This window comes from Mesorhizobium sophorae, from assembly GCF_002270415.1.
GTDB classification, from domain to species: Bacteria; Pseudomonadota; Alphaproteobacteria; order Rhizobiales; family Rhizobiaceae; genus Mesorhizobium; species Mesorhizobium sophorae.
The window spans coordinates 1-20,257 of the sequence record NZ_NNRI01000005.1; the positions used below are offsets into that span (position 1 = coordinate 1).

General features: G+C 60.2%; 19 protein-coding genes. 12 read left to right on the plus strand and 7 right to left on the minus strand.

Annotated features, from left to right (window positions below; genetic code table 11):
* Positions 1–1,491 (plus strand): ATP-binding protein (locus tag CGZ66_RS03765; protein WP_095081726.1); only part of this gene is annotated, 1,491 nt, incomplete at its 5' end.
* An 86-nt stretch (positions 1,492–1,577) separates the two neighbouring features.
* On the opposite strand, the gene CGZ66_RS03770 is transcribed toward CGZ66_RS03765, so the two are convergent.
* Positions 1,578–2,699, minus strand: coding sequence for an ABC transporter substrate-binding protein (locus CGZ66_RS03770; protein WP_095081728.1), 1,122 nt, complete (start codon positions 2,697–2,699; stop codon positions 1,578–1,580).
* A 445-nt stretch (positions 2,700–3,144) separates the two neighbouring features.
* A complete protein-coding gene (locus CGZ66_RS03775) occupies positions 3,145–3,411 on the minus strand; it encodes an SEL1-like repeat protein (RefSeq protein ID WP_010915070.1) in 267 nt (88 codons plus the stop codon).
* 449 nt (positions 3,412–3,860) lie between these two features.
* Between CGZ66_RS03775 and CGZ66_RS03780 the strand changes: the two genes are divergently transcribed.
* From CGZ66_RS03780 to CGZ66_RS03800, 6 genes are all read left to right on the plus strand, one after another.
* Positions 3,861–4,202: a DUF2147 domain-containing protein gene (locus tag CGZ66_RS03780; protein WP_095081730.1), complete on the plus strand. Its 342-nt coding sequence runs from the start codon at positions 3,861–3,863 to the stop codon at positions 4,200–4,202.
* 224 nt (positions 4,203–4,426) lie between these two features.
* Complete coding sequence (locus CGZ66_RS39760; RefSeq protein WP_167391977.1) at positions 4,427–4,585, plus strand: hypothetical protein; 159 nt, start codon at positions 4,427–4,429, stop codon at positions 4,583–4,585.
* A 39-nt stretch (positions 4,586–4,624) separates the two neighbouring features.
* Positions 4,625–4,819, plus strand: a complete 195-nt coding sequence (locus tag CGZ66_RS03785; RefSeq protein WP_095081732.1) for a hypothetical protein — start codon at positions 4,625–4,627, stop codon at positions 4,817–4,819.
* 116 nt (positions 4,820–4,935) lie between these two features.
* On the plus strand, positions 4,936–6,399 hold the full coding sequence (locus tag CGZ66_RS03790) for an AMP nucleosidase (protein WP_477422900.1): 1,464 nt from the start codon (positions 4,936–4,938) through the stop codon (positions 6,397–6,399).
* Between the two features lie 280 nt (positions 6,400–6,679).
* Positions 6,680–7,702: an endonuclease/exonuclease/phosphatase family protein gene (locus CGZ66_RS03795; RefSeq protein WP_167391978.1), complete on the plus strand. Its 1,023-nt coding sequence runs from the start codon at positions 6,680–6,682 to the stop codon at positions 7,700–7,702.
* Between the two features lie 150 nt (positions 7,703–7,852).
* On the plus strand, positions 7,853–8,359 hold the full coding sequence (locus CGZ66_RS03800; protein ID WP_095081766.1) for a GNAT family N-acetyltransferase: 507 nt from the start codon (positions 7,853–7,855) through the stop codon (positions 8,357–8,359).
* A gap of 67 nt (positions 8,360–8,426) precedes the next feature.
* Here CGZ66_RS03800 and CGZ66_RS03805 read toward each other — a convergent pair whose 3' ends face one another.
* Entirely contained in the window at positions 8,427–9,026 is a 600-nt protein-coding gene (locus tag CGZ66_RS03805; protein WP_095081737.1) for a DUF922 domain-containing protein, read from the minus strand.
* 63 nt (positions 9,027–9,089) lie between these two features.
* Positions 9,090–10,769: an electron transfer flavoprotein-ubiquinone oxidoreductase gene (locus CGZ66_RS03810; protein ID WP_095081739.1), complete on the minus strand. Its 1,680-nt coding sequence runs from the start codon at positions 10,767–10,769 to the stop codon at positions 9,090–9,092.
* Between the two features lie 220 nt (positions 10,770–10,989).
* Here CGZ66_RS03810 and CGZ66_RS03815 point away from each other — a divergent pair, with 220 nt between their 5' ends.
* The 4 genes from CGZ66_RS03815 to CGZ66_RS03830 all read left to right on the plus strand — a co-directional run bounded on the left by CGZ66_RS03815 (position 10,990) and on the right by CGZ66_RS03830 (position 15,718).
* Complete coding sequence (locus tag CGZ66_RS03815; RefSeq protein ID WP_095081741.1) at positions 10,990–11,634, plus strand: hypothetical protein; 645 nt, start codon at positions 10,990–10,992, stop codon at positions 11,632–11,634.
* Positions 11,635–11,684: 50 nt separating this feature from the next.
* Complete coding sequence (locus tag CGZ66_RS03820) at positions 11,685–12,557, plus strand: uracil-DNA glycosylase (RefSeq protein WP_095081744.1); 873 nt, start codon at positions 11,685–11,687, stop codon at positions 12,555–12,557.
* Positions 12,558–12,951: 394 nt separating this feature from the next.
* The gene (locus tag CGZ66_RS03825) at positions 12,952–14,472 is read left to right on the plus strand and encodes an alpha/beta hydrolase (RefSeq protein ID WP_095081747.1); all 1,521 of its coding nucleotides are present in this window, start codon (positions 12,952–12,954) and stop codon (positions 14,470–14,472) included.
* A gap of 124 nt (positions 14,473–14,596) precedes the next feature.
* Entirely contained in the window at positions 14,597–15,718 is a 1,122-nt protein-coding gene (locus CGZ66_RS03830; protein WP_143748662.1) for a hypothetical protein, read from the plus strand.
* 317 nt (positions 15,719–16,035) lie between these two features.
* Here CGZ66_RS03830 and CGZ66_RS03835 read toward each other — a convergent pair whose 3' ends face one another.
* Both CGZ66_RS03835 and CGZ66_RS03840 read right to left on the minus strand, forming a co-directional pair.
* On the minus strand, positions 16,036–16,698 hold the full coding sequence (locus CGZ66_RS03835) for an MAE_28990/MAE_18760 family HEPN-like nuclease (RefSeq protein ID WP_095081751.1): 663 nt from the start codon (positions 16,696–16,698) through the stop codon (positions 16,036–16,038).
* Between the two features lie 11 nt (positions 16,699–16,709).
* On the minus strand, positions 16,710–17,837 hold the full coding sequence (locus CGZ66_RS03840; protein WP_245331003.1) for a DUF262 domain-containing protein: 1,128 nt from the start codon (positions 17,835–17,837) through the stop codon (positions 16,710–16,712).
* A 336-nt stretch (positions 17,838–18,173) separates the two neighbouring features.
* Between CGZ66_RS03840 and CGZ66_RS03845 the strand changes: the two genes are divergently transcribed.
* Positions 18,174–18,989, plus strand: coding sequence for a helix-turn-helix domain-containing protein (locus CGZ66_RS03845; protein WP_095081753.1), 816 nt, complete (start codon positions 18,174–18,176; stop codon positions 18,987–18,989).
* A gap of 214 nt (positions 18,990–19,203) precedes the next feature.
* Here the strand turns inward: CGZ66_RS03845 and CGZ66_RS03855 are convergent, their stop codons facing one another.
* A complete protein-coding gene (locus tag CGZ66_RS03855) occupies positions 19,204–20,178 on the minus strand; it encodes a DMT family transporter (protein WP_095081755.1) in 975 nt (324 codons plus the stop codon).
* Positions 20,179–20,257: the final 79 nt, after the last annotated feature.

The following is a 20,257-nucleotide window of genomic DNA, read 5'->3' on the forward strand; positions in this document are numbered from 1 at the left end:
GGCAAGGGCATGCGCCGGGTCGAGCATCCCGATGAGTTTTCCGAGGCGCTGTCCAGTGCGCGCCGCGAGGCAAAGGCCGCTTTCGGTGATGACCGCGTGCTGGTTGAGAAATATGTCGACAAGCCGCGCCATATCGAGGTGCAGGTGTTCGGCGACAACTTCGGCAATGCGGTGCATCTCTACGAACGCGACTGCTCGGCGCAGCGCCGCCACCAGAAGGTGATCGAGGAAGCCTCCGCACCCGGCATGACCCCGGCGCTGCGCAAGGCGATGACGGATGCGGCGGTAAAAGCCGCCAAGGCGATCAATTATTCCGGCGCCGGCACCATCGAGTTCATTGTTGATGCCTCGCAAGGCCTGAAGGCCGACCGCTTCTGGTTCATGGAAATGAACACCCGCCTGCAGGTCGAACACCCGGTCACCGAAATGGTCACCGGCACCGACCTGGTCGAGTGGCAGTTGCGGGTCGCCAGCGGCGAAAAGCTGCCGAAGACGCAGAACGAGATCGCGCTTACAGGCCATGCCTTCGAGGCGCGCATCTATGCCGAGGATGCGACAAAGGGGTTCCTGCCGGCGACCGGCACCTTGCATCATCTGAAGTTTCCGGACGCGGCCCCTGAAGGCGCCGCGATGCGCATCGAGACCGGCGTGCGGGCCGGTGATGCCATCTCGCCCTATTACGACCCGATGATCGCCAAGCTGGTCGTCCACGCAAAGGACAGGCAGGCGGCCCTGGAAGCGCTCGGCGCGGCGCTGTCGCAAACAGAGATCGCCGGCTCGACCGTCAACACCGCCTTTCTTGTCGCTCTGGCCGTCGATCCGGACTTTGCCGCTGGCGATGTCGACACCAGCTTGATCGCCCGGCATCAACCGGCACTGACCGAGGTCGCGCCGCCGAGCGACGAGACCGTTGCGGCAGCCGCGCTTGCGGCTTCGGGTGCCGGCGCATTGCCGTCGTCGAGCGACCCCTGGTCGTCGCTTGCCGGCTACGCGCATTTCCACAGCGTGGCCCGGCGCACACGGCTGAAGTTCGGCGAAATCGATATCGCGGCAAGGGTTTCGATGCGACCGGACGGGCGGTTCCAGGTGGCGCTGGACGAGCCTTACGACAACGCCAACGCGCATGATTTTCGCGCCACGCCACGCCTCGCCCGCTGGCCCGGCCATATCACGGTGTTCGAAGGCGCCGTTGGCTATACCTTTACCGTGCCGGACCCGCTGGCGCGGGCGGATGAGGCGGCGGCAGGCGCCGGCAGCCTGCGCGCGCCGATGCCGGGGCTGGTCAAGCTGGTGCGCGCGGCCAAAGGCGATGCGGTGATCAAGGGCCAGCCGCTGCTGATCCTTGAAGCGATGAAGATGGAGCACACCATCGCCGCGCCGCATGACGGGGTGATCGCCGAGATTGCCACCGAAGGCGCGCAGGTCACCGATGGGACGGTGCTGGTGCGGTTCGTGGAGGACCAGAGCGCCCCGACCGCAGCCGCAAGCTGACAGTCGAAAGCGGACGACTAATTACAAAGAAAAATGGCCGGGACGAACCGGCCATTTCCTTATGCTATGTGGTCGCCAGGCGATGACTACTGCGCAATCGGCGCGTATTTGCCGTCGTGCCACTGGTTGATGTCATAGCTGGCGTTCTTGAGGTCGCCCTTCTCGTCGAAGGTGACATTGCCGACAACGGTGCTGATCGGCGTGCCGTTCTTCAACGCTTCGGCAACCTTGCCCGGATCGTCGCTGCCGGCGCGCTTGACGCCTTCGGCGAAAGCCTGGACCACCGCGTAGGAGAACAACGTGAAGCCTTCCGGTACGAAGCCGCCGGCCTTGATCTTCTCGACGGCTGCCTTGGCTTCAGGCTTTGCCTGCGGATCCGACGGGAAGACGAACATCGTGCCCTCGCCGGCCGGGCCGGCAACCTGCCAGAATTCCGGCGAAGCGATGGAGTCCGGCATGATCAGCTGGAACTTCAGGTTCTGTTCCGCCGACTGGCGCAGGATCAGACCGGCTTCAGGATGATAACCGCCGAAATAGACGACGTCCGCCTTCAGATCCTTGAGCTTGGTGACGAGAGCCGAATAGTCCTTCTCGCCGGCATTGATGCCGTCATAATACACCTCCTTGAGGCCACCGGCATTCATGGTTGCCCTGACGGCGTCAGCCACGCCCTGTCCGTAGGCGCTCTTGTCGTGCAGGACGACGACGTTCTTGCCGGCAAACTTCTTGGCGATCCATGGGCCGATGAAGGCGCCCTGCGCATCGTCACGGGTATAAAGGCGCATGATCGTCGGCCAGCCGGCCTTGGCCGCCGCGTCAGTCAGCACCGGGTTTGACGAGGCCGGGCTCATCATCAGGGCGCCGGCTTCGGCATAGACGGCAGAGGCCGGAATGCTCGAACCCGAACAGGCATGGCCATCGACGAACTTGACGCCATCGGCGACGATGCGGTTGGCGACCGACACGGCCTGCTTGGGATCGCACTGGTCGTCCTGGATACTCAGCTTGATCTGGCGACCGTCGACACCACCCGCCGCATTGATCGCGTCAGCAGCGGCCTGTGCGCCCTGCTTGAACTGATCGCCGATGGTGGCGAGTTGTCCGGTCATCGGACCGACCACCGCAAAGGTGAGGTCGTCGGCGAATGCGACCGGCGCACTCATCATCAGGCCAAAAACGGCCGCGCTCAAAATACTTATTTTTTTCATGGTGATAGAACTCCTCCACTCACGCGCGGCCGCCCGGCCGCGCTTCTTCCAGAGAGGCGGGACAATTTCATCCTTCACCGGGCCTGTCTAGGCGCATCGGCAGCACTCGATTGGGCCTGCAAGACGTCATCCACGCAAAAAAGCCACGCCAGCCTTGTTTCGGCTGGTCGTGGCTTTTTTGCTCGTCAAGCGGCCCCAAGCGCCCCCGCGCCCCGAAATCCCGCTCGCCTTCCCCGCATCGCGCGACTAAGCCAGGCCGGCCTGTCGCGTTCTTCTTATCTCTTGTTTGAGCCTGATTTCCGAAAACCGGATTCCACTTTTCGGGATCGTGCTCCAGGTCGTCGACCGTCTTGCGCGGCCTTCCATTCCGCCGGGTCTGGCCGTCTGTGCGGTCTTGATCCCGGGCTTCCCTGTCTTGGATAGGTCTATCCGCGGTCGGCGGAACTCAGTGCATGGTCATCCATTCGCGAGCTTCGCGAAGCGCCTTGGCGATCTCGACCTTCGACATCGCCGCCGACAGTTCGGAGCGCAGTTCCGCAGCGCGGGCCGAACCCTTGATCGCGGCGATGTTGAACCATTTGTGGGCGGCAACGACATCGGTCTCGCAATCGCGGCCAGTCGCATACATCATGCCCAGTTCGAAAAGGATGTCGGCCTGGGCAGTTGCCCCCATGGCGCCGAAGCCTGCTTCAAGCATTTCAAAACGTGCCATTTCAATCCCCTGTTCTTGGCCCTGTCTGGCTCCCGAGAGCTGCCTTCGTTTGTCCTTGCGGGCTGCTCTTCCGATGCTTTCGAGAATGCCGTGGAGGCTTGAATCCGTCGTTAAATGGCGTGCTTAATTTGAGGAAAACAAAGCTAAAACAAGAGGTAAACGCGGAAATTCATTAAGGATACAAAGTCAGCAATCGGGCCGGTTTTCTTCAAATTCGACGAAAATTTTCGCGGCAGGAATCAACACTCCGCTAACCACGGGAAACAAACACGATCCGCGGATGCTTTCCTTTCTTGCCCGTGCGGCCCGCGTGGGCGTCTTTCAGAATCCCAGAATCTTACGCCGCGGCACCGCTTTTGTTTTGCCGGGAGCTGGATTAGCTTACGTTTGCGTAAGCGGCAGACGGGCGAGGCGGAGCGTCGGGCCGCAAATCCAAAGGGAGGAAGCCCATGTTTCGAAAAGTGAGCCTGGCCCTGGCGGCCACATTGATCATGGCGGGTGCGGCGTGCGCCGATCCGATCGAAGGCAATTGGAAGACACAGGCGGGAGATACCGCAGCCATCGCGGGCAGCGACACGTTTTCCATCACGCTCAAGTCCGGCAAATTTGCCGGCAAGACCATCGGCTCGCTCAAGGCGGCCGGCGACAACAAATATGCCGGCAACATCACCGATCCGGCAAACGACAAGACCTATTCAGGCAAGGCGACATTGTCGGGCACCTCGCTCAAGATGAGCGGCTGCGTGCTTGGCGGACTGATCTGCAAGAGCCAGACCTGGCACAAGCTCTGATCGACCGCATCCTCACGACATAAAACGGGGCCTCGACGGGCCCCGTTTTTATTTGTCCAGGCGCGAGGAGCCCGCGCCTGGTTCGCAGCGCACTGCGCCAGCCGGGACTGACGCAGGCACTGTCAAAATCCGATCGACCAATTTGAACCGCAGATGAACGTTGGCATCAGAGCCGGTTCAGTCGCGCTCGGGCATTCTCCTGCGTGTTGAAGGAGACACGACCAATGCTTGCTCGCCGCTTCACCATCGTCTGCCTGCTGATGAGCCTGTTTGGAATGTTCTTCGCCATCCTCGTCGCCGAAACGGGCCGTCCGGCCCGCGCCTGGGACGAAGCCGGCTCCAGGACGTGCCACCTCGCCTGCCCCAACCATCTTCGCAACTGAACAAAGAAACCAAGACCTCGAAAAGAAAAGCAGAACACCATGAACCGCATCGCCGCCAACACTCTCAAGACCCTTCGGCTTCTGCCGCGGGCGGCGCTTATCCTGATGGTTCTGGCTGCTCCGGTTCTGGCCGTGCCGATGATGCGCGCCGATACCGGTTCGACGATCGAAGCGCCCGCTTTGAGGAAGTCCGGTGTCGGCTTCGTGCTCCTGGTCAGCCTGCAGCGCGGTTGAAGAAAAAGGACGCTTTGGCCGCCTTCGGTCGCGACACCCCTCCCAAGAGCCGATCCAAGTCTCTATATTGAGCCATGGAAAAGCGAATCTACCCACAAGCCATCGAATCGGTCGTCATGCCGGAGCCTTTTGGCCGGCAAAGCTTTGATAGCCCCAAAAAGGCCGTCGCCGCCCTGCAGGCGTTGTACGACCGCAACACCAAGTTCCTGCGCGATTCCTTCGCGGCACTGGCGACAGCTGGCGGCGACAATAGCAAGCGCTACCGCGCCTTCTACCCGGAGATCGGTGTCACCACCAATTCGTTCACCCAGATCGACTCGCGCCAAGCCTACGGCCATATGCCGACGCCGGGACATTTTTCGACCACCGTCACCCAGCCGGGCCTGTTCGAGAGCTACCTGGTCGAGCAGTTGCGCCTGATCATGCGCAATCATGGTGTCGCGGTCACCGTGTCGGAATCGACCACCCCTATTCCGCTGCACTTCGCCTTTCTTGAAGGCACCCACGTCGACGGCTCGGCCGCCGAGCGCATCAGGCGGCCGATCCGCGACCTGTTCGACGTGCCGGACCTCGACGGCACCGACGACCAGATCGCCAACGGCACTTTCGAAGTGGCCTTCGGCGACACACGGCCATTAGCGCCCTTCACGGCGCAGCGCATCGACTATTCGCTGCACCGCCTGTCGCATTATACGGCGACCACGCCGCAGCATTTCCAGAACTTCGTGCTGTTCACCAACTACCAGTTCTACATCGACGAGTTCGTTGCCCGGGCGCGCGACCTGATGGCCGGAGGCGGCGGCGGATATAGCGAATTCGTCGAGCCGGGCAATGTCATCACCAAGGGCGGGCAAAGCGCGCCCAGCGAAGGGGTCGCGCCGCCACGCCTGCCACAGATGCCGGCCTATCATCTGAAGAAGCCGAACCATGGCGGCATCACCATGGTCAATATCGGCGTCGGGCCTTCCAACGCCAAGACGATCACCGACCATATCGCGGTGCTGAGGCCGCATGCCTGGGTCATGCTTGGCCACTGCGCCGGGCTGCGCAACACCCAGGCGCTCGGTGACTATGTGCTGGCGCATGCCTATGTGCGCGAGGATCACGTGCTTGACGACGACCTGCCGGTCTGGGTGCCAATCCCGCCGCTGGCCGAGATCCAGGTGGCGCTGCAGGAAGCTGTCGCAGAGGTTACCGGCCTGTCCGGCTATGACCTCAAGCGCATCATGCGCACCGGCACCGTCGCCACCATTGACAACCGCAACTGGGAGCTGCGCGACCAGCGCGGACCGGTGCAGCGTCTGTCACAGTCGCGCGCCATTGCGCTCGATATGGAATCGGCGACCATCGCGGCCAACGGCTTCCGCTTCCGCGTGCCCTACGGCACGCTGCTGTGCGTTTCGGACAAACCCCTGCATGGCGAACTGAAGCTGCCCGGCATGGCGACCGAGTTCTACAAGCGGCAGGTGGCGCAGCACCTGACCATCGGCATCCGGGCGATGGAGAAACTCGCGGAAATGCCTATGGAGCGGCTGCATTCGCGCAAGCTGAGAAGTTTTTCGGAGACGGCGTTCCAATAGGCCGATCGCGCATCACCTAGAGCGTGTCTCGTTGAAACCGCTGCGCACTTTTGGGCGACATGCATTTGTTTTATGCATGTCGTTGCCCCAAAACCGCTGCGCACTTTTGGGCGACATGCATTTGTTTTATGCATGTCGTTGCCCCAAAACCGCTGCGCACTTTTGGGCGACATGCATTGGGCATCCAGTCATCTTGATTGGGCCGCATTTTTGCCGATAACCGTGCAGCACCACAGTTGGTAACCCGTGCAGACCTGAGCCGATGAGACGCAGTCGAGACATGGCAGCTTCACTGGCATTCATCGCGATGATGATGTTCTCGGTTGCCCTGGTCGCCGGGTTCTTCGGCGCCTTGCACCCGGCCTTCGATTCCTTCTCGCATTTCCGCGTTCACCTTGCCGTGCTGATGGCGCTTTGCGCACTGCCGCTGCTGGCCACGACATTTCGCCTGCAAGCCGCCGCTGCGTTGCTCTTTGCCGTGGCGGCCTTTGCCACGACAATCAGCGCGCTGCCGCAGTTGTGGCCGGTGGAAGCGGTCGCCAAGCCGGCTGGCCAGATGGTCTACAAGCTGCTGCAGATGAACCTGCGCTACGACAATCCAACGCCTAAGAAGGTGCTGTCGCTGATCGGCCGGACCAATCCCGACGTGATCACCCTCGACGAGGTGTCGGCGATGTGGACGACCGAGCTAGGCTATATCAGCAGCGCCTATCCATACCGGATCCTCTGCCCCTACCCCAACGGCATATTCGGCGTCGCGCTGCTCTCGCGGCGGCCCTTTGCCGCCGGCACCGAACCGCATTGCGAGCGGCGCGGCGCCATGGCGACAGCGACCGTCGACTTCGGCGGCATTGGCGTCGATGTCGCGGCGATCCATCTGAGCTGGCCTTGGCCACGCGAGCAGCACTGGCAGATCGGTGAGCTTACCGAATCGCTCTCATCGCTCGGCGAGACAGCCATCATGGCAGGCGACTGCAACGCCGTGCCATGGAGCGCCGCAGTGCACCGCGTCGCCGCGCTCGGCGGGCTGACCGTCATGCCATCCGCCGGACCGACCTGGACATACATCAAGCTGCCGGACTTCCTGCGGCGTTTCGCCGGCCTGCCGATCGACCAGGTTTTCAGCAAGGGCGGGGTGACCATTCATTCCGCGACACGTTTGGAAGAAACCGGCTCGGACCACCTGCCGGTGCTGGTCGAGTTCACGCTCAGGCTGAACGAGCAAAAGCCGACCGACGAACACGAGACCGCGACTGTGTTGCTGGTGCCGGCCGGAAAATCGCGAAACGGATATCGGGGTTAGAGGCCGTTAGAGGATGATCCTTTCCGACAACCGGATTCCACTTTTTGGGATCATGCCCTGCGGTCAGAGTTTGGACCCTTGGCGTGTTCGATTTGACATGGCTCGATGGTCCGCCGAAGGTCGGCCCGTTCGACATACGAGGTGCCGTGCATGTCCCCCACCTTCATCGTCAGACGCGCCACGCCAGAGGACGAAGCTGGGGTAAGCGAGTTGCTTCTCGCTTCCTATCCCGGCCTGATGCGCACGGCATACGATCAGACCATTCTTGAAGCTGCGCTGCCTTTGATCACTCGCGCAAACCCTGCGTTGCTTTCGGCTGGCACCTACTATCTCGCGGTCAATGAAGATGGCTTTGCCGCCGGCTGCGGCGGTTGGTCCAGAGAACGTCCGGGAAGCTCCGAGGTGAGGCCCGAACTCGCGCACATCCGACATTTCGCCACTCGTCCCGAATGGCTGGGCCGCGGGATCGGGCGCCAGCTTTTCCGGCGTTGCGAAGAAGATGCACGCTTGTCCGGTGTGCGCCGCTTCGAATGCCAGGCAAGTCTCAACGCAGAAGGGTTCTATGCAGCTTTGGGCTTCATCTCGGTAGGGCGGATCGAAGTGCGCATTGGCCCTGGGCCGATGTTGCAGTCCGTCCTGATGGAACGGACCATTTGACTGTCAAGCCTGGCGCTCTGTGCTCGTTCCCGTCGACCGGGCAGCCAATTTGAGTGAGTTTTTGGCCCTAAGGCCGCTCCAGGGCCTCGACCAGATATTCTACGTGACCGCCTTCCCGGTGTTCGCGCGCGTCGAAGGCATTCTGCCTGGCCTCATAGTCGTCAAAAACCGCGTCGATCCGCCGCCGCGCCTCACGCCGTGCCTTGGAACACTGGGAGTCATTGGGGATTGTCAGGCCCCTGAGCGACTTCTCGGTCGCACGCATCATCTGCCTGGCAATGTCGCCATGGGTCTCCTCATGCGTGCGAACGCCGGCGAAGAAACGCGCCCAGCGCTTGTCGAGGGCCGGCGGGAGGGCGGACGCGACACGGGGGTAGGTAAAATTCAGGTTGAGCGTTCCGTTGACTTGCCCGATGCGGCAGGTTCCCTTGACCTCAACAAGGTCGAACTCCCAAGCCTTTGTATAGCTCGTCTGTGCGATGGCGCGAGCCATGAAGCCATGCCTCGGCCCGTTGCGGTCCATGGACTCGATCAGAGCCTCTCCGGTCTTGCCGGAGATGTCGTATGTCTGCGTCTTGACCAGGATTTTCACGCCTGCCGATGCAGCCGTCGCTGAACCGCACAAGGCGCCAACGATCGCCAGACCTGAAAGAATGAGCAAGCGCATATCCGGCTCCTTTCCAACGACGATGCTTGGACTGGCGGCACAGTACCGCCAGCGCGTTCCACTTTACATGCCTTGGTAGACCGGTCCCTCGCCGCCCTGCGGCGGGACCCAGTTGATGTTCTGGTTCGGATCCTTGATATCGCAAGTCTTGCAGTGGACGCAGTTCTGCGCGTTGATAACGAAGCGCACATCCTTCGCCGCCGGATCGGCGGCGGCGTTGCCATCCTTGTCTACCCACTCATAAACGCCGGCCGGACAATAGCGCGTCGAGGGTCCGGCAAAGACATCGTGTTCGGAGCGCTGCTGCAGGGCCATGTCGCCGACCAGCAGATGCACCGGCTCGTTTTCCTCGTGATTGGTGTTCGACAGGAACACCGAGGACAAGCGGTCGAAGGTCAGCACGCCGTCGGGCTTCGGATAGGCGATCTTCTGGTGCTGGGCGGCAGGCTCAAGCGTCGCATAGTCGGCCTTGCCATGCTTCAGCGTGCCGAAGGGCGAGACGCCGAACAGCGTGTTCAGCCACATATCGAGGCCGCCGAGACCGACGCCGACGATGGTGCCAAAGCGCGACCATAGCGGTTTGACATTGCGCACCTTCTTCAGGTCCTTGCCGATGTCGGTCGCCCGCCAGGCCGCTTCGTAGGAGGAGAGCTCGTCATTGGCGCGACCGGCTCCGATCGCCTCGGCGACATGTTCGGCCGCCAGCATGCCGGACAGCACCGCATTGTGTGAGCCCTTGATGCGCGGCACGTTGACGAAACCGGCCGCGCAGCCCATCAGCGCGCCACCGGGGAACGACAGTTTTGGCACCGACTGCCAGCCGCCTTCGGTGATGGCGCGCGCACCATAGCCCAGGCGCTTGGCACCCTCGAAGGTGCCTCTGATCGCCGGATGGGTCTTGAAACGCTGGAACTCCTCGAACGGCGACAGCCAGGGGTTCTTGTAATTGAGGTGGAGCACGAAGCCCACCGCCACCTGGTTGTCCTCGAGATGGTAAAGGAACGAGCCACCGCCGGTCTTCATGTCGAGCGGCCAGCCGAAGGAATGCTGCACCAGGCCCGGCCGGTGGTTCTCCGGCTTGACCTGCCAGAGTTCCTTGAGGCCAATGCCGTATTTGCCGGGCTCGCGGCCATCGGACAGCTTGTATTTCGCGATCAGCTGCTTGGCGAGCGAACCGCGCGCGCCCTCGCCGATCAGCACATATTTGCCCATCAGCGCCATGCCCGGCGCAAAGCCCGGGCCGTGCGTGCCGTCCTTCTCGACGCCCATGTCGCCGGTGACGACGCCGGTGACAGCGCCATCCTCATTGTAGAGCAAGCCGGCCGCGGCAAAGCCCGGATAGATCTCGACGCCAAGCGCCTCGGCCTTGGTCGCCAGCCAGCGGCAGACATTGCCCAGCGAAACGATGTAGTTGCCGTGATTGTTCATCAGCGGCGGCATCAGGATATTGGGCAGACGGAACGAGCCGGCCGGACCAAGCACCAGGAAATGATCGTCGGTCACCGGCGTCTTGAACGGGTGGCCTTCCTCGTCGCGCCAGCCCGGCAGCAGCCGGTCGATGCCGATCGGATCGACGACGGCGCCGGAGAGGATATGGGCGCCGACTTCACCGCCCTTTTCCAGGACGACGACCGAGAGTTCGGGATTGACTTGCTTGAGGCGGATGGCGGCGGCGAGGCCGGCCGGGCCGGCGCCGACGACAACCACGTCGAATTCCATGCTTTCGCGTTCGATGTCGCTCATCAACCCCTCCGCACTGGCTTATCCCATTCGGGTATCTTGCTGGCTCCTGCGCTGCATAGCGCATCAATTGGCGACAGGAAACCGGCGCATACGTGACAATGCCGTTTTGGCCAAAAAGTCGCGCATCGCGAGGGCTTAGCGGCTGTTTTCGTCTTCCGGGGCGGTCAGCGCTTACGTTTTTAATTGTTTGACGGCTCGCTTATCGGCCATACTTCGTGCCATGCGCATTCCTGGGCCAGGCGGCTTTTCATCGACGCGCTTTCCATCGACGCCCGGCCGGGCCTGCCGGGCGCTTCTTTTGGCCCTTCCGATGCTGGCACCGGGTCACGTCGCCGCGGACGAGGTGAAAGTCTGGGCGACGGGCGCCTACTCCTTCTCCGACGAGCTCGGCGGTTTCCACATCACCGGCGCATCGGGCATCGGAACAAAGGACGATCCGCTGGTCATCACCGAAGAGCTGAATTCGTCAACGCCAGTGACGCTGACCATCCGCACGACAAAGCCGATCCAGGCCTTCGGCAAGGCCGGCGAGTTCGCCAATGGCGTCATGTATATGCGCATCGACGTGCTCAACAACAGCGGCCAGGCCTGGGTCGAATTCCAGTTCGAGCTGCAGGAAATCCTGAACCAGCCAAGCGTGTTCGGCGACGGACTTTCGTTCGACCAGCGCAACAAGACACCGGACAATATCTGGTCGAGCAGTTTCGCCGATTTCGACCGCGATTTCGAACCCTATGACCGCCTGCTGTTCAAGAACGGCAAAGTCGACCCGCTGAAAACCGCCAGGTTCGAATTCCTGATGACCGACTATACGCCGCGCTGGACGTTCTATCTGGTGCAGGACCCACGCATACCTACGGGCTAGAGCAAGCGGCCAGCCTTGCAAATTCCCGTCATGCGGACGAATGTGCCGCCATGACTGCCGCTTCCCCAAACAACAGACAGGACCTTGCCGACCTGCTGGCCTTTTATGCCAGCGCCGGTGTCGACGAGGCGCTTGAAGACCAGCCGGTGAACCGGTTCGCAGAGGCGCCCAATCCGGCGGAGCGGCCGGTGGCGCCGTCCACCGACGCCGTTGCGCCACCTGGTTCGACGAACGCGTCGCGCCCCCAGCCGGCCGACAGAGCAAATCCACCGCCCGTGGCGCGTGCACCGTCGATAACCGCTGCGGTTCCCGACGAGGCGCAGGCGGCGCTGGCGCGCCACTTGGCAACGACGGCAACGACCCTGGACGACCTTCGCCAGCACATGGCGGCCTTCGACGGCTGCAATCTCAAGGCCACCGCCAAGAACCTGGTGTTCGCCGACGGCAACCCGCAGGCCGCCGTCATGCTGGTGGGCGAAGCGCCCGGCCGCGACGAGGACATCGAGGGCCTGCCCTTCGTCGGCCGCTCGGGCCGGCTGCTCGACCGCATGCTGGCGGCGATCGGGCTCGACCGCACTTCCGTCTATATCGCCAACGTCATTCCGTGGCGGCCGCCGGGCAATCGCACGCCGACGCCGCACGAGACCGAGATCTGTCGGCCGTTCATCGAGCGGCAGATCGAGCTGGTCAATCCGAAGGTGCTGATCAACCTCGGCGGCCCGTCTGCCAAGACCTTGCTCAACACTTCGGAAGGCATCTTGCGGCTGCGCGGCAACTGGCGCGTCCACACGACGGCTTCCGGCATCGCCATCCCGGCCATGCCAACGCTGCATCCGGCCTATCTCCTGCGGACCCCAGCGCACAAGAAGCTGGCATGGCGGGATTTTCTCGAAGTGAAGGCGAAGCTGCGGGCGCTCGCCTAGCGGTGAAAACCTGACACTTGGTACCTGACACGCATTGCCGCTTTCGACCCTTCAAAGTCGTTCAGTCGCGAACATTGTATGACATGATCTGACCCCGTAGCAAACTGTGACAGCCGAAGGCGCCCATGACTGCTTTGCGCCTCCATTCGGTCGTCCAGCTAACTCTAGCGGCTTCCCCAAAGCAGACATCCGAGCGAACAGATGACGCGCCGGTATTTGGGCTAGAAGGCTCGGCGTCAAAGGGCCTGCCTACACCTTGAACGTTGATAACTCGCTGAACCTCCACGCAGCTCGGCGTCATAACCTCAAATATGTAGAAAGATTTGTTGGCCGCTTGATGCTAGCAAAGGCAAGTTTCGACCTTTAGGGCGAAGCAGTTGCACAGGGGGGTGCCGTGGCAAAGACGGAACACGTAGAATGGGTGAAAGACGGCCACGCCACTTGGAATGACCGTCGTCGCCTAGTGAAATTTACGCCAGACCTTTCAGGATTAAACTTTCGCGAGGCCGTACCCGAGCGGTATTTCGGAGAACCACGCTTCGATTTTTTCAGGCGCTTTGACTTTTCAGGTGCCAACCTCAGAGAAGCCAATTTTGCTGGCCTCGATTTTTCGAGATCGAAATTCGATGGTGCGGACTTGTCCGGTGCAGATCTGACGGATGCGGTTTTCATCAATGCAAAATTCAGCGGAGCCGATCTGTCTCTTGTTCAAGCGCAGGGAGCTAAATTTATCCAGGCGGATTTTTTCGGGGCGCGATTTGAAGGTGCGCAGCTTTTAGGAGCGAATTTCGCGGGGTCGAGGATTGAGACCCTATCAATACCGTACGACCAAAGGCCACTTGTGCTCGAGTCCGCTCAGCGCGGTAGCGAGTATGATCTTGAGGGGTGGGCCAACAAGGCCCACATGCAACCGCGATTAGGGAGTTCGAAACCTTTGCCAATCAAGGAACCGACATATCAGGTTCTGTTCGCGACAAACCGAAACCTATTGCGAATGGGAACCAACATGTCGTTTGGCTCCAGCCGCAACACGACTCTTTCTTATGGCTCGTGTGAGGTCTTTGTTCCGAAGTCTCACAAAGTTGGTTCAATTGGCTCATCGTTTTGGAAGCGGCTTCTCAGGGGCGATGATCGGCTAAAGATTCGGAAGCTGGTTCTTCTTGACGACGAGCTTCACTGGCAATTGGTACGCGACAACTTCTCGAACTCGAAGGGCGCGTCTCCTCCAACCATTCTAATCCATGGCTACAACAACACCTTTGATGACGCCGTGCTTTGGGCAGCGCAGATTGGGTTCGATCTAGGTCTCGAACGGGGCGTAAGCTTGTTCAGTTGGCCTTCAAAAGGAACGTTGAATGGGTACGCAGCCGATGAGGCGACTGTTGAAGCTAGCAAATATGTGCTGGTGGAGTATCTGTTAGAATTCCTAAACAACACCAGAGGGGTGGGCGTAAACGTCATCGCCCACAGCATGGGTTGCCGCTGCCTGACAGGCGCTTTGGAGATAATCGGAAACAAGCAACCGGACAAACTGTCGGGCGTCAATCAGATCATTTTGGCAGCGGCGGACGTCGATCAAGATGTAATGAAGCACGTTGGTCCCCACATTACTCTCAATTCTGGACGAACCACTTCGTACGTTTGCGGAGGGGATGTCGCGTTGTCTGCTTCGGGATGGCTTCATGACTATGCCCGGGTTGGCCTTCTGCCTCCGATATTCCTTTTCGACAAGATAGATACCGTCGAGGTTGAGAAGACGGACCTCTTAAGCTGGGGACATGGTTACATCGCCGAGGCGAAGCCAATCCTAAACGATATTTTCCAGATCATTACGCATTCTGCCGCTCCTGAAAAACGGTTCTCAATCAAGCCGTCGAGTTCAAGCTCTTCGGCTCATTGGAAGCTAATTGACTAGCGAGCAGGGCGTGCCCGGGAACCCAGCCACCTCGATGCGCGGCTCTGCGCACGGCGTAAAGCGCGGCGAGACGCCGGTACTCAGTCGGACGAAGTGACGATGGATGAAGTTGAAGGGTGCTCATATGACCAAAGTCTCGTTAGCTGCCGATGTCATGCAGCCGATTCCCCGCATCGGCGATGGGCATGCCTTCCTGATCAATTGGGCCGGCGGCCTGCAGTCTGCCGAAAAAGACAAGGATCAGTGGCATATCCTGCCGCTTCAGCACGGCAACAAACCGCACGCCTCAGGCTATTACTCCAAAGCGGCCATGCAGGCATTTATGACACAAAGGGGCGTGAGATTTATCGCTTACCAGCAGATCAACTGGATGAAGGGTGAGTACACGTCGCACTGGGCTCCCCTTATTCCCGGTGAGAATAATTTCAGTGAGAGTCCAGCTAATCTCTGGAGCCACGTTGCAGGAAACCTTAGTCGAGCGCGCGCTCAACCATTAATCGGAACTATTGAAAACCCTACGATAGCTCAGATCGAGGCCATACGAGATGCACACAGCGAGCCAGAACGGCTGGCCCGTTCCATATCGCTAAGCCTCCGAAACCTGGACACTAGTGTAGCGGAGATCGCCGCCTTCTATCATGACGAACTGACCAATTTCCTTGCGGCGGGCAAGGTCGATGGTCTTCGTTCCTCAAGTATGCGAGACCAGACACTTTATGCCCTGGTCCATAGCTTTTTCCTGCATCTGGGCGGTGCCCGCGATTATTTGGCTGCATTCGTTGCGCTTAAGCTAGGCATGGATATAACGAAAACGGACTCTATGGCCCGCCTGATTGAAGCGTTGAGGGGGCCTGACAACAGCGGGTCGCCCATCCTCCAGCTTCTTGCATCCAAAGGCTATGTTAGGCCGAAAGCCACTCCCTCTACCAAGTGGGAAGCAGCTGGATGGTTAGACGAAGTTACCGATCTCCGCAACGAACTCACTCACCGGCGAACTTATGGTCATACCATGGCGGAGCGAATGGGCCACGTGTGCCCGATCGATGCTGATGTAGGTCTCTATCGCTATTTCAGACCCATTTCTTGGAAGACCTCAGACCAGGACGTATTCGACGTCATGATCGGTCACTATGAGCGCGTCAACGAACTGTTTTTCGCAGCTGCCAAGCTGTCTGGACACGACATAAGCATTTTACAGATAACCGATAAGGACGTTATCTCATTGGAAATGACCACCAGAAAATAGCAGTCTTCAAGCTACCCCTTTGCGGCCGCGCTTTGCTGGCATTGCTGCAAGAAGTCACTTGCTGCGTTGTCCCATTTCGTCCTTGAGGCCGGACGTGACCGAACCGAAAGCAAGTGACCGAACTCATTCGATGAGTCTGCTTTCTCTGCTTCGCTCTCTGGGAGCGGCCAGTCTCCTTCCGGCCCAAGTCGACGGGCGGCAATACGCCTCGAGCTGGACATTTTGTTTGGTTTGGCGTTTTCCGCAAGCGGACTTCGACGAACGTCTCAACGACGAAACTGACCACCGACAAACTCTGACTTGCAAGATTTTCGGCGCTAGGCCGCGTCGATTGCCGCGGTCTGCCGCTTGTAGCTGGCCTGAGTCGCGGCGTTCTGAAGGTCATTCTTGTACAACCGCATCAACATGAGAACCTCGTCGACGAGGTTGATGAACTGCGCAGATTTCAAGTCGAGATACTCGCCATGCGCGATGCTGTTGCGCCTATTGACCAAGCTCTCGTCGATTAGCTTGAACTTCGTCTCGTACTGATCGATCGCGATGTCGATCGACTGCGCAATGTTTGAAAAGACCGACGAGGTGAGGTTCGATTCCGTGTTGATGGCGCTTCCTAGAGCCATCTTTGCGGGTTTTTCCATTTCAGAGAAGACAAATTCTAGTGCTTCGATGCTAGACTTCGATTTTCGACTATCAGCCAGCAGAGCCAGCCGATTTTTCAAGCCGAACACTACGAAGCAAGTCTTAAGTTCGCGATACCGATGTCCCTGGTGGTTGACGAAGTTAAGGTAATGCTCGGATGCTGCCTTTATAAAGCCTTCCCAGTGCGCATATACCATCGCAACGCCGGCCCGAATAAGCGCCTGTTGTTCGGCGCCTTCCCTCTTGCTGGCCAAGCGAAAGGTGGAGATCTCACGAATTCTCCATGCCATTTCGCTGTCGAGCGCCTCTTGCAGGTGCGTCAGTGTACGGAGCTTGGCCACAACGGTACCGGCTAAGGGTTAGGGTTCAACCAGTCGGCCGCCAAGGGTAGCAGCTTTGCAAGCCTCGTCGTGCCTCGGACGCCAGCTCCGGAATTTGCAGTGAAGTCTGGATTATTCCACAGGCCCTTTGCCTTGTGTTCGATAAAGGCATTGCGGGCGACAACATCCATCGCACCCAACGCCACCAGGTTCTTCGACACACCGGTCGCCATCACTTCGAAGACAGAGAGAAGGAACTTGCCCAGGAAAGCATTTCCGTTCCAGCGTTTGAAGGCGTTGCTGCCCAAGGCAGCATTGAGAAACTGAAAGGTATCTTGGAAGATTGTAGTTTCCGCGTTCAGATCCAAATTTGCGTCGATCGCAAGCTTGAGGAGTGCACTGTCCAGGTATTCGTGTACGTCGAGTCCATTTCGGTATTCAACATGCCGGAAGGCCAAGAAACGTAGGACCAGTTCGACGTCATATTGTGACTCTATCGCCTGTGCTGTTTGTGCCGTTGTCGCTTTGAAATTGGCCTCCTCCGAGTGCGAGTTCAACCAGTTGTAGAAGTCGACGTTGATTGAGACAGCTATACTGTTTCGAACCTCCTGCTCGGTCAGGACGACACCGCCAGTATTCAGTCTCTGGAACAGCTCGTATTTCGCGGTCGCGTCGCTTTCGAACTTCAAGATTTCGACGCGGATCCGGGAGCGCTTGATTTCGATCTGGAGAGGTTGCCCGATCCCGTCCCCGGCATTCTGGGCCGACTCGATCCACTGCTTGCCATTCAGACTCGGAAGGAACGCTGTGCCATTGAGGATGAGTGGCGCGACGGGCTGACCATTTGCATCTATCAAGTCACCGCTTAGCTGAAAAACCGTGCTCAGCCGCTGCAGACCATCGATGAGCTCCCAGACGCCGTTCTCACCTTGGAAAACGAAGATCGGTGGGATCGGAATGCCAAGTAGCAAAGATTCGATGAAGCGCGTCTTGCGCTCATCTTCCCAGCGGAAAAGCCGCTGAAACACGGGATCAATCTTCAGCTCGCCGTCTTTGTATAAGTTGATGACCTCGCCAATGGACATTTCATATCCATCCGTCACAACCTTCTTTCGAGCCGACTGAACTTCTTCTAGCAGCGTCAATTCGATGTCCCCCACGCGTAGCGCCGCAGCGTGCGGCGAGGATACTGATCGCCCTGACGAGCGCAAGAGCCTCAGGCTGTTCTGAAACTGGGGCAGCGCCAACTACCGAAATTGGCGCGAAGCGGTCAACAGGGTGCCTCTAAAAAATGTGGGCAGCGGTAACGGACCGTGACGACTGGGATGAAGTCGAGAGCCGAATGGCCGCTTTCTGCGGACTTCGAGCTAAAGCCGCCAGTCCGCTTCCAGCCCCGAAGCCGCCGTTAACTGCGGGTACCAAGTCTCAGGTTTTCACCACTAGCGATGACCTCGCAGGTAATTGAAATGCGCCTGCCGCCGGCCTAACCATACCCCATGACAGCAGTCCAAAACTCCGCCGGCGGCCTCATTCGCGAATGGCGCACCCGCCGCCGCATGAGCCAGCTCGACCTTGCCATGGAAGCCGAAATCTCACAGCGGCATCTGAGCTTCGTCGAAAGCGGGCGCGCCGCGCCGTCGCGCGATATGGTGCTGCATCTGGCCGAGCAATTGTCGATCCCGCTCCGGCAGCGCAACCAGTTGTTGCTTGCCGCGGGCTTTGCACCGAGCTTCGGCGAGCGCTCGCTGACCGACACGACGCTGGCGCCGGCGATGGCTGCGGTCGAGATCGTGCTCAAGGGACACGAGCCCTTCCCGGCGCTCGCTGTCGACCGGCATTGGAACCTGGTTTCGGCGAATGCCGCTATCGCTCCCTTTCTTGCCGATGTCAGCGAGGCTTCGCTGCTGACGCCGCCGGTCAACGTGCTTCGGCTCAGCCTGCATCCGGGCGGCATCGCTCCACGCATCGTCAATCTCCAGGAATGGCGGACGCATCTGCTTGAGCGTCTCAAGCACCAGAACGACGCGAGCGGCGACCCGCTACTGATCGAACTGGAGCGCGAACTCCGGGCTTATCCATCCGGCTTGAACGGCAGCCGGCCGGCGCCGGTCGAGCCGAATGCCATCGTGCATCCGCTCCGGCTGGCGCATGGCGATCAGGTGCTGTCGTTCATCAGCACCATCACCGTGTTCGGCACACCGCTCGACGTGACGCTGTCGGAACTGGCGATCGAATCGTTCTTCCCGGCCGATGAGCAGACGAGGACCGTGCTGGTGCGGCTGGCAAAGGAGCGCGCCGCGAAGACGCTGTAGTCAGAAGCTCCGCTTCGAACGCCGGCGCGAGGCACCCCCCTCTGGCCTGCCGGCCATCTCCCCCTCAAGGAGGGAGATCGAATATCACGACGGCTTTCGCCAATTTTCAATGTCGGAGAGAAGGCGCCGTTACCGAAGCCGCCAATCTCCCCCCTTGAGGGGGAGACGTCCGGCAGGACAGAGGGGGGCGTGACGGAACTCGACCCGGAGAATATTACCCCTGCGGCGGCGCCGCCTTTCTCGTGCGGGTGCGCTCCAGGCCGAGCTGGCGCTCGCGCCAGATGATGAAGATCCCAGCGGCAACGACGATCAGGCCGCCGACAAGCATGTTGAGCGTGGCAACGTCGCCAAAGACGAGATAACCGACGACGACGCCAAGGATCATCGAGGTGTATTCGAAGGGCGCCACGACCGAGGCTTCGGCATGGCGATAGGCCGAAGTCATCAGTATCTGGCCGAGGCCGCCGCAGAAGCCGGCGGCGACCAGAAGAGCCACCTGCGACGGCGTCAGCGCCTGCCAGCCGAACGGCAGCGACAGCAGCGCCATGACGCTCGCCGTCACCGAAAACCACAACACGATGGTCGCAGTGCGCTCGCTTTGCACGAGGTTGCGCACCAGCAGCATGGCGACCGCCGAGATCGCCGCCGCGACAAGAGCTGCGATGACGCCAAGTACTTCCTGGTCGTCGAGCGCTTGGTCGGAACTCAGCAGCGTCAGTTCCGGCCAGGAGATGATCAGCACGCCGACGAGGCCGACGGCGACCGCGCTCCAGCGATAGACGCGGATGGCTTCGCCGAGGAAGATCGAGCTGAACACCACCACCAGCAGCGGCTGCGCATAGTTCAGCGTGATCGCCTCCGGCAGCGGCAGCCGCGTCAGCGCGAAAAAGCCAAGCCCCATGGCGCAGACGCCGACGACACCGCGCGCAATGTGATTGAGCGGGCGCTTGGTCGAAAACGCAGTGCCGAGTTTTCCCTTGAAGGCGAGAAAGGCAATGATCGGAAAGATGGCGAAGAAGGAGCGGAAGAAGACGATCTGGCCCGCCGGCACGGTGCCCGCCGCCTTGATGCAGGTCGACATGCCGACGAAGACCGCCACCGACACGATCTTGAGCGTGATGCCGGTGAGCGTGTTGTGCCCGACGGCATGGTCGCTGGCGGCTACGGCCTGACCTGGTTTTGCTGTCACGAGTCTGATCCATCCCGATATGATCGGAATGGATCTCTGTTTTCTTGCCTGACCATAGTCTTTTCCGAAAACCGGTTCC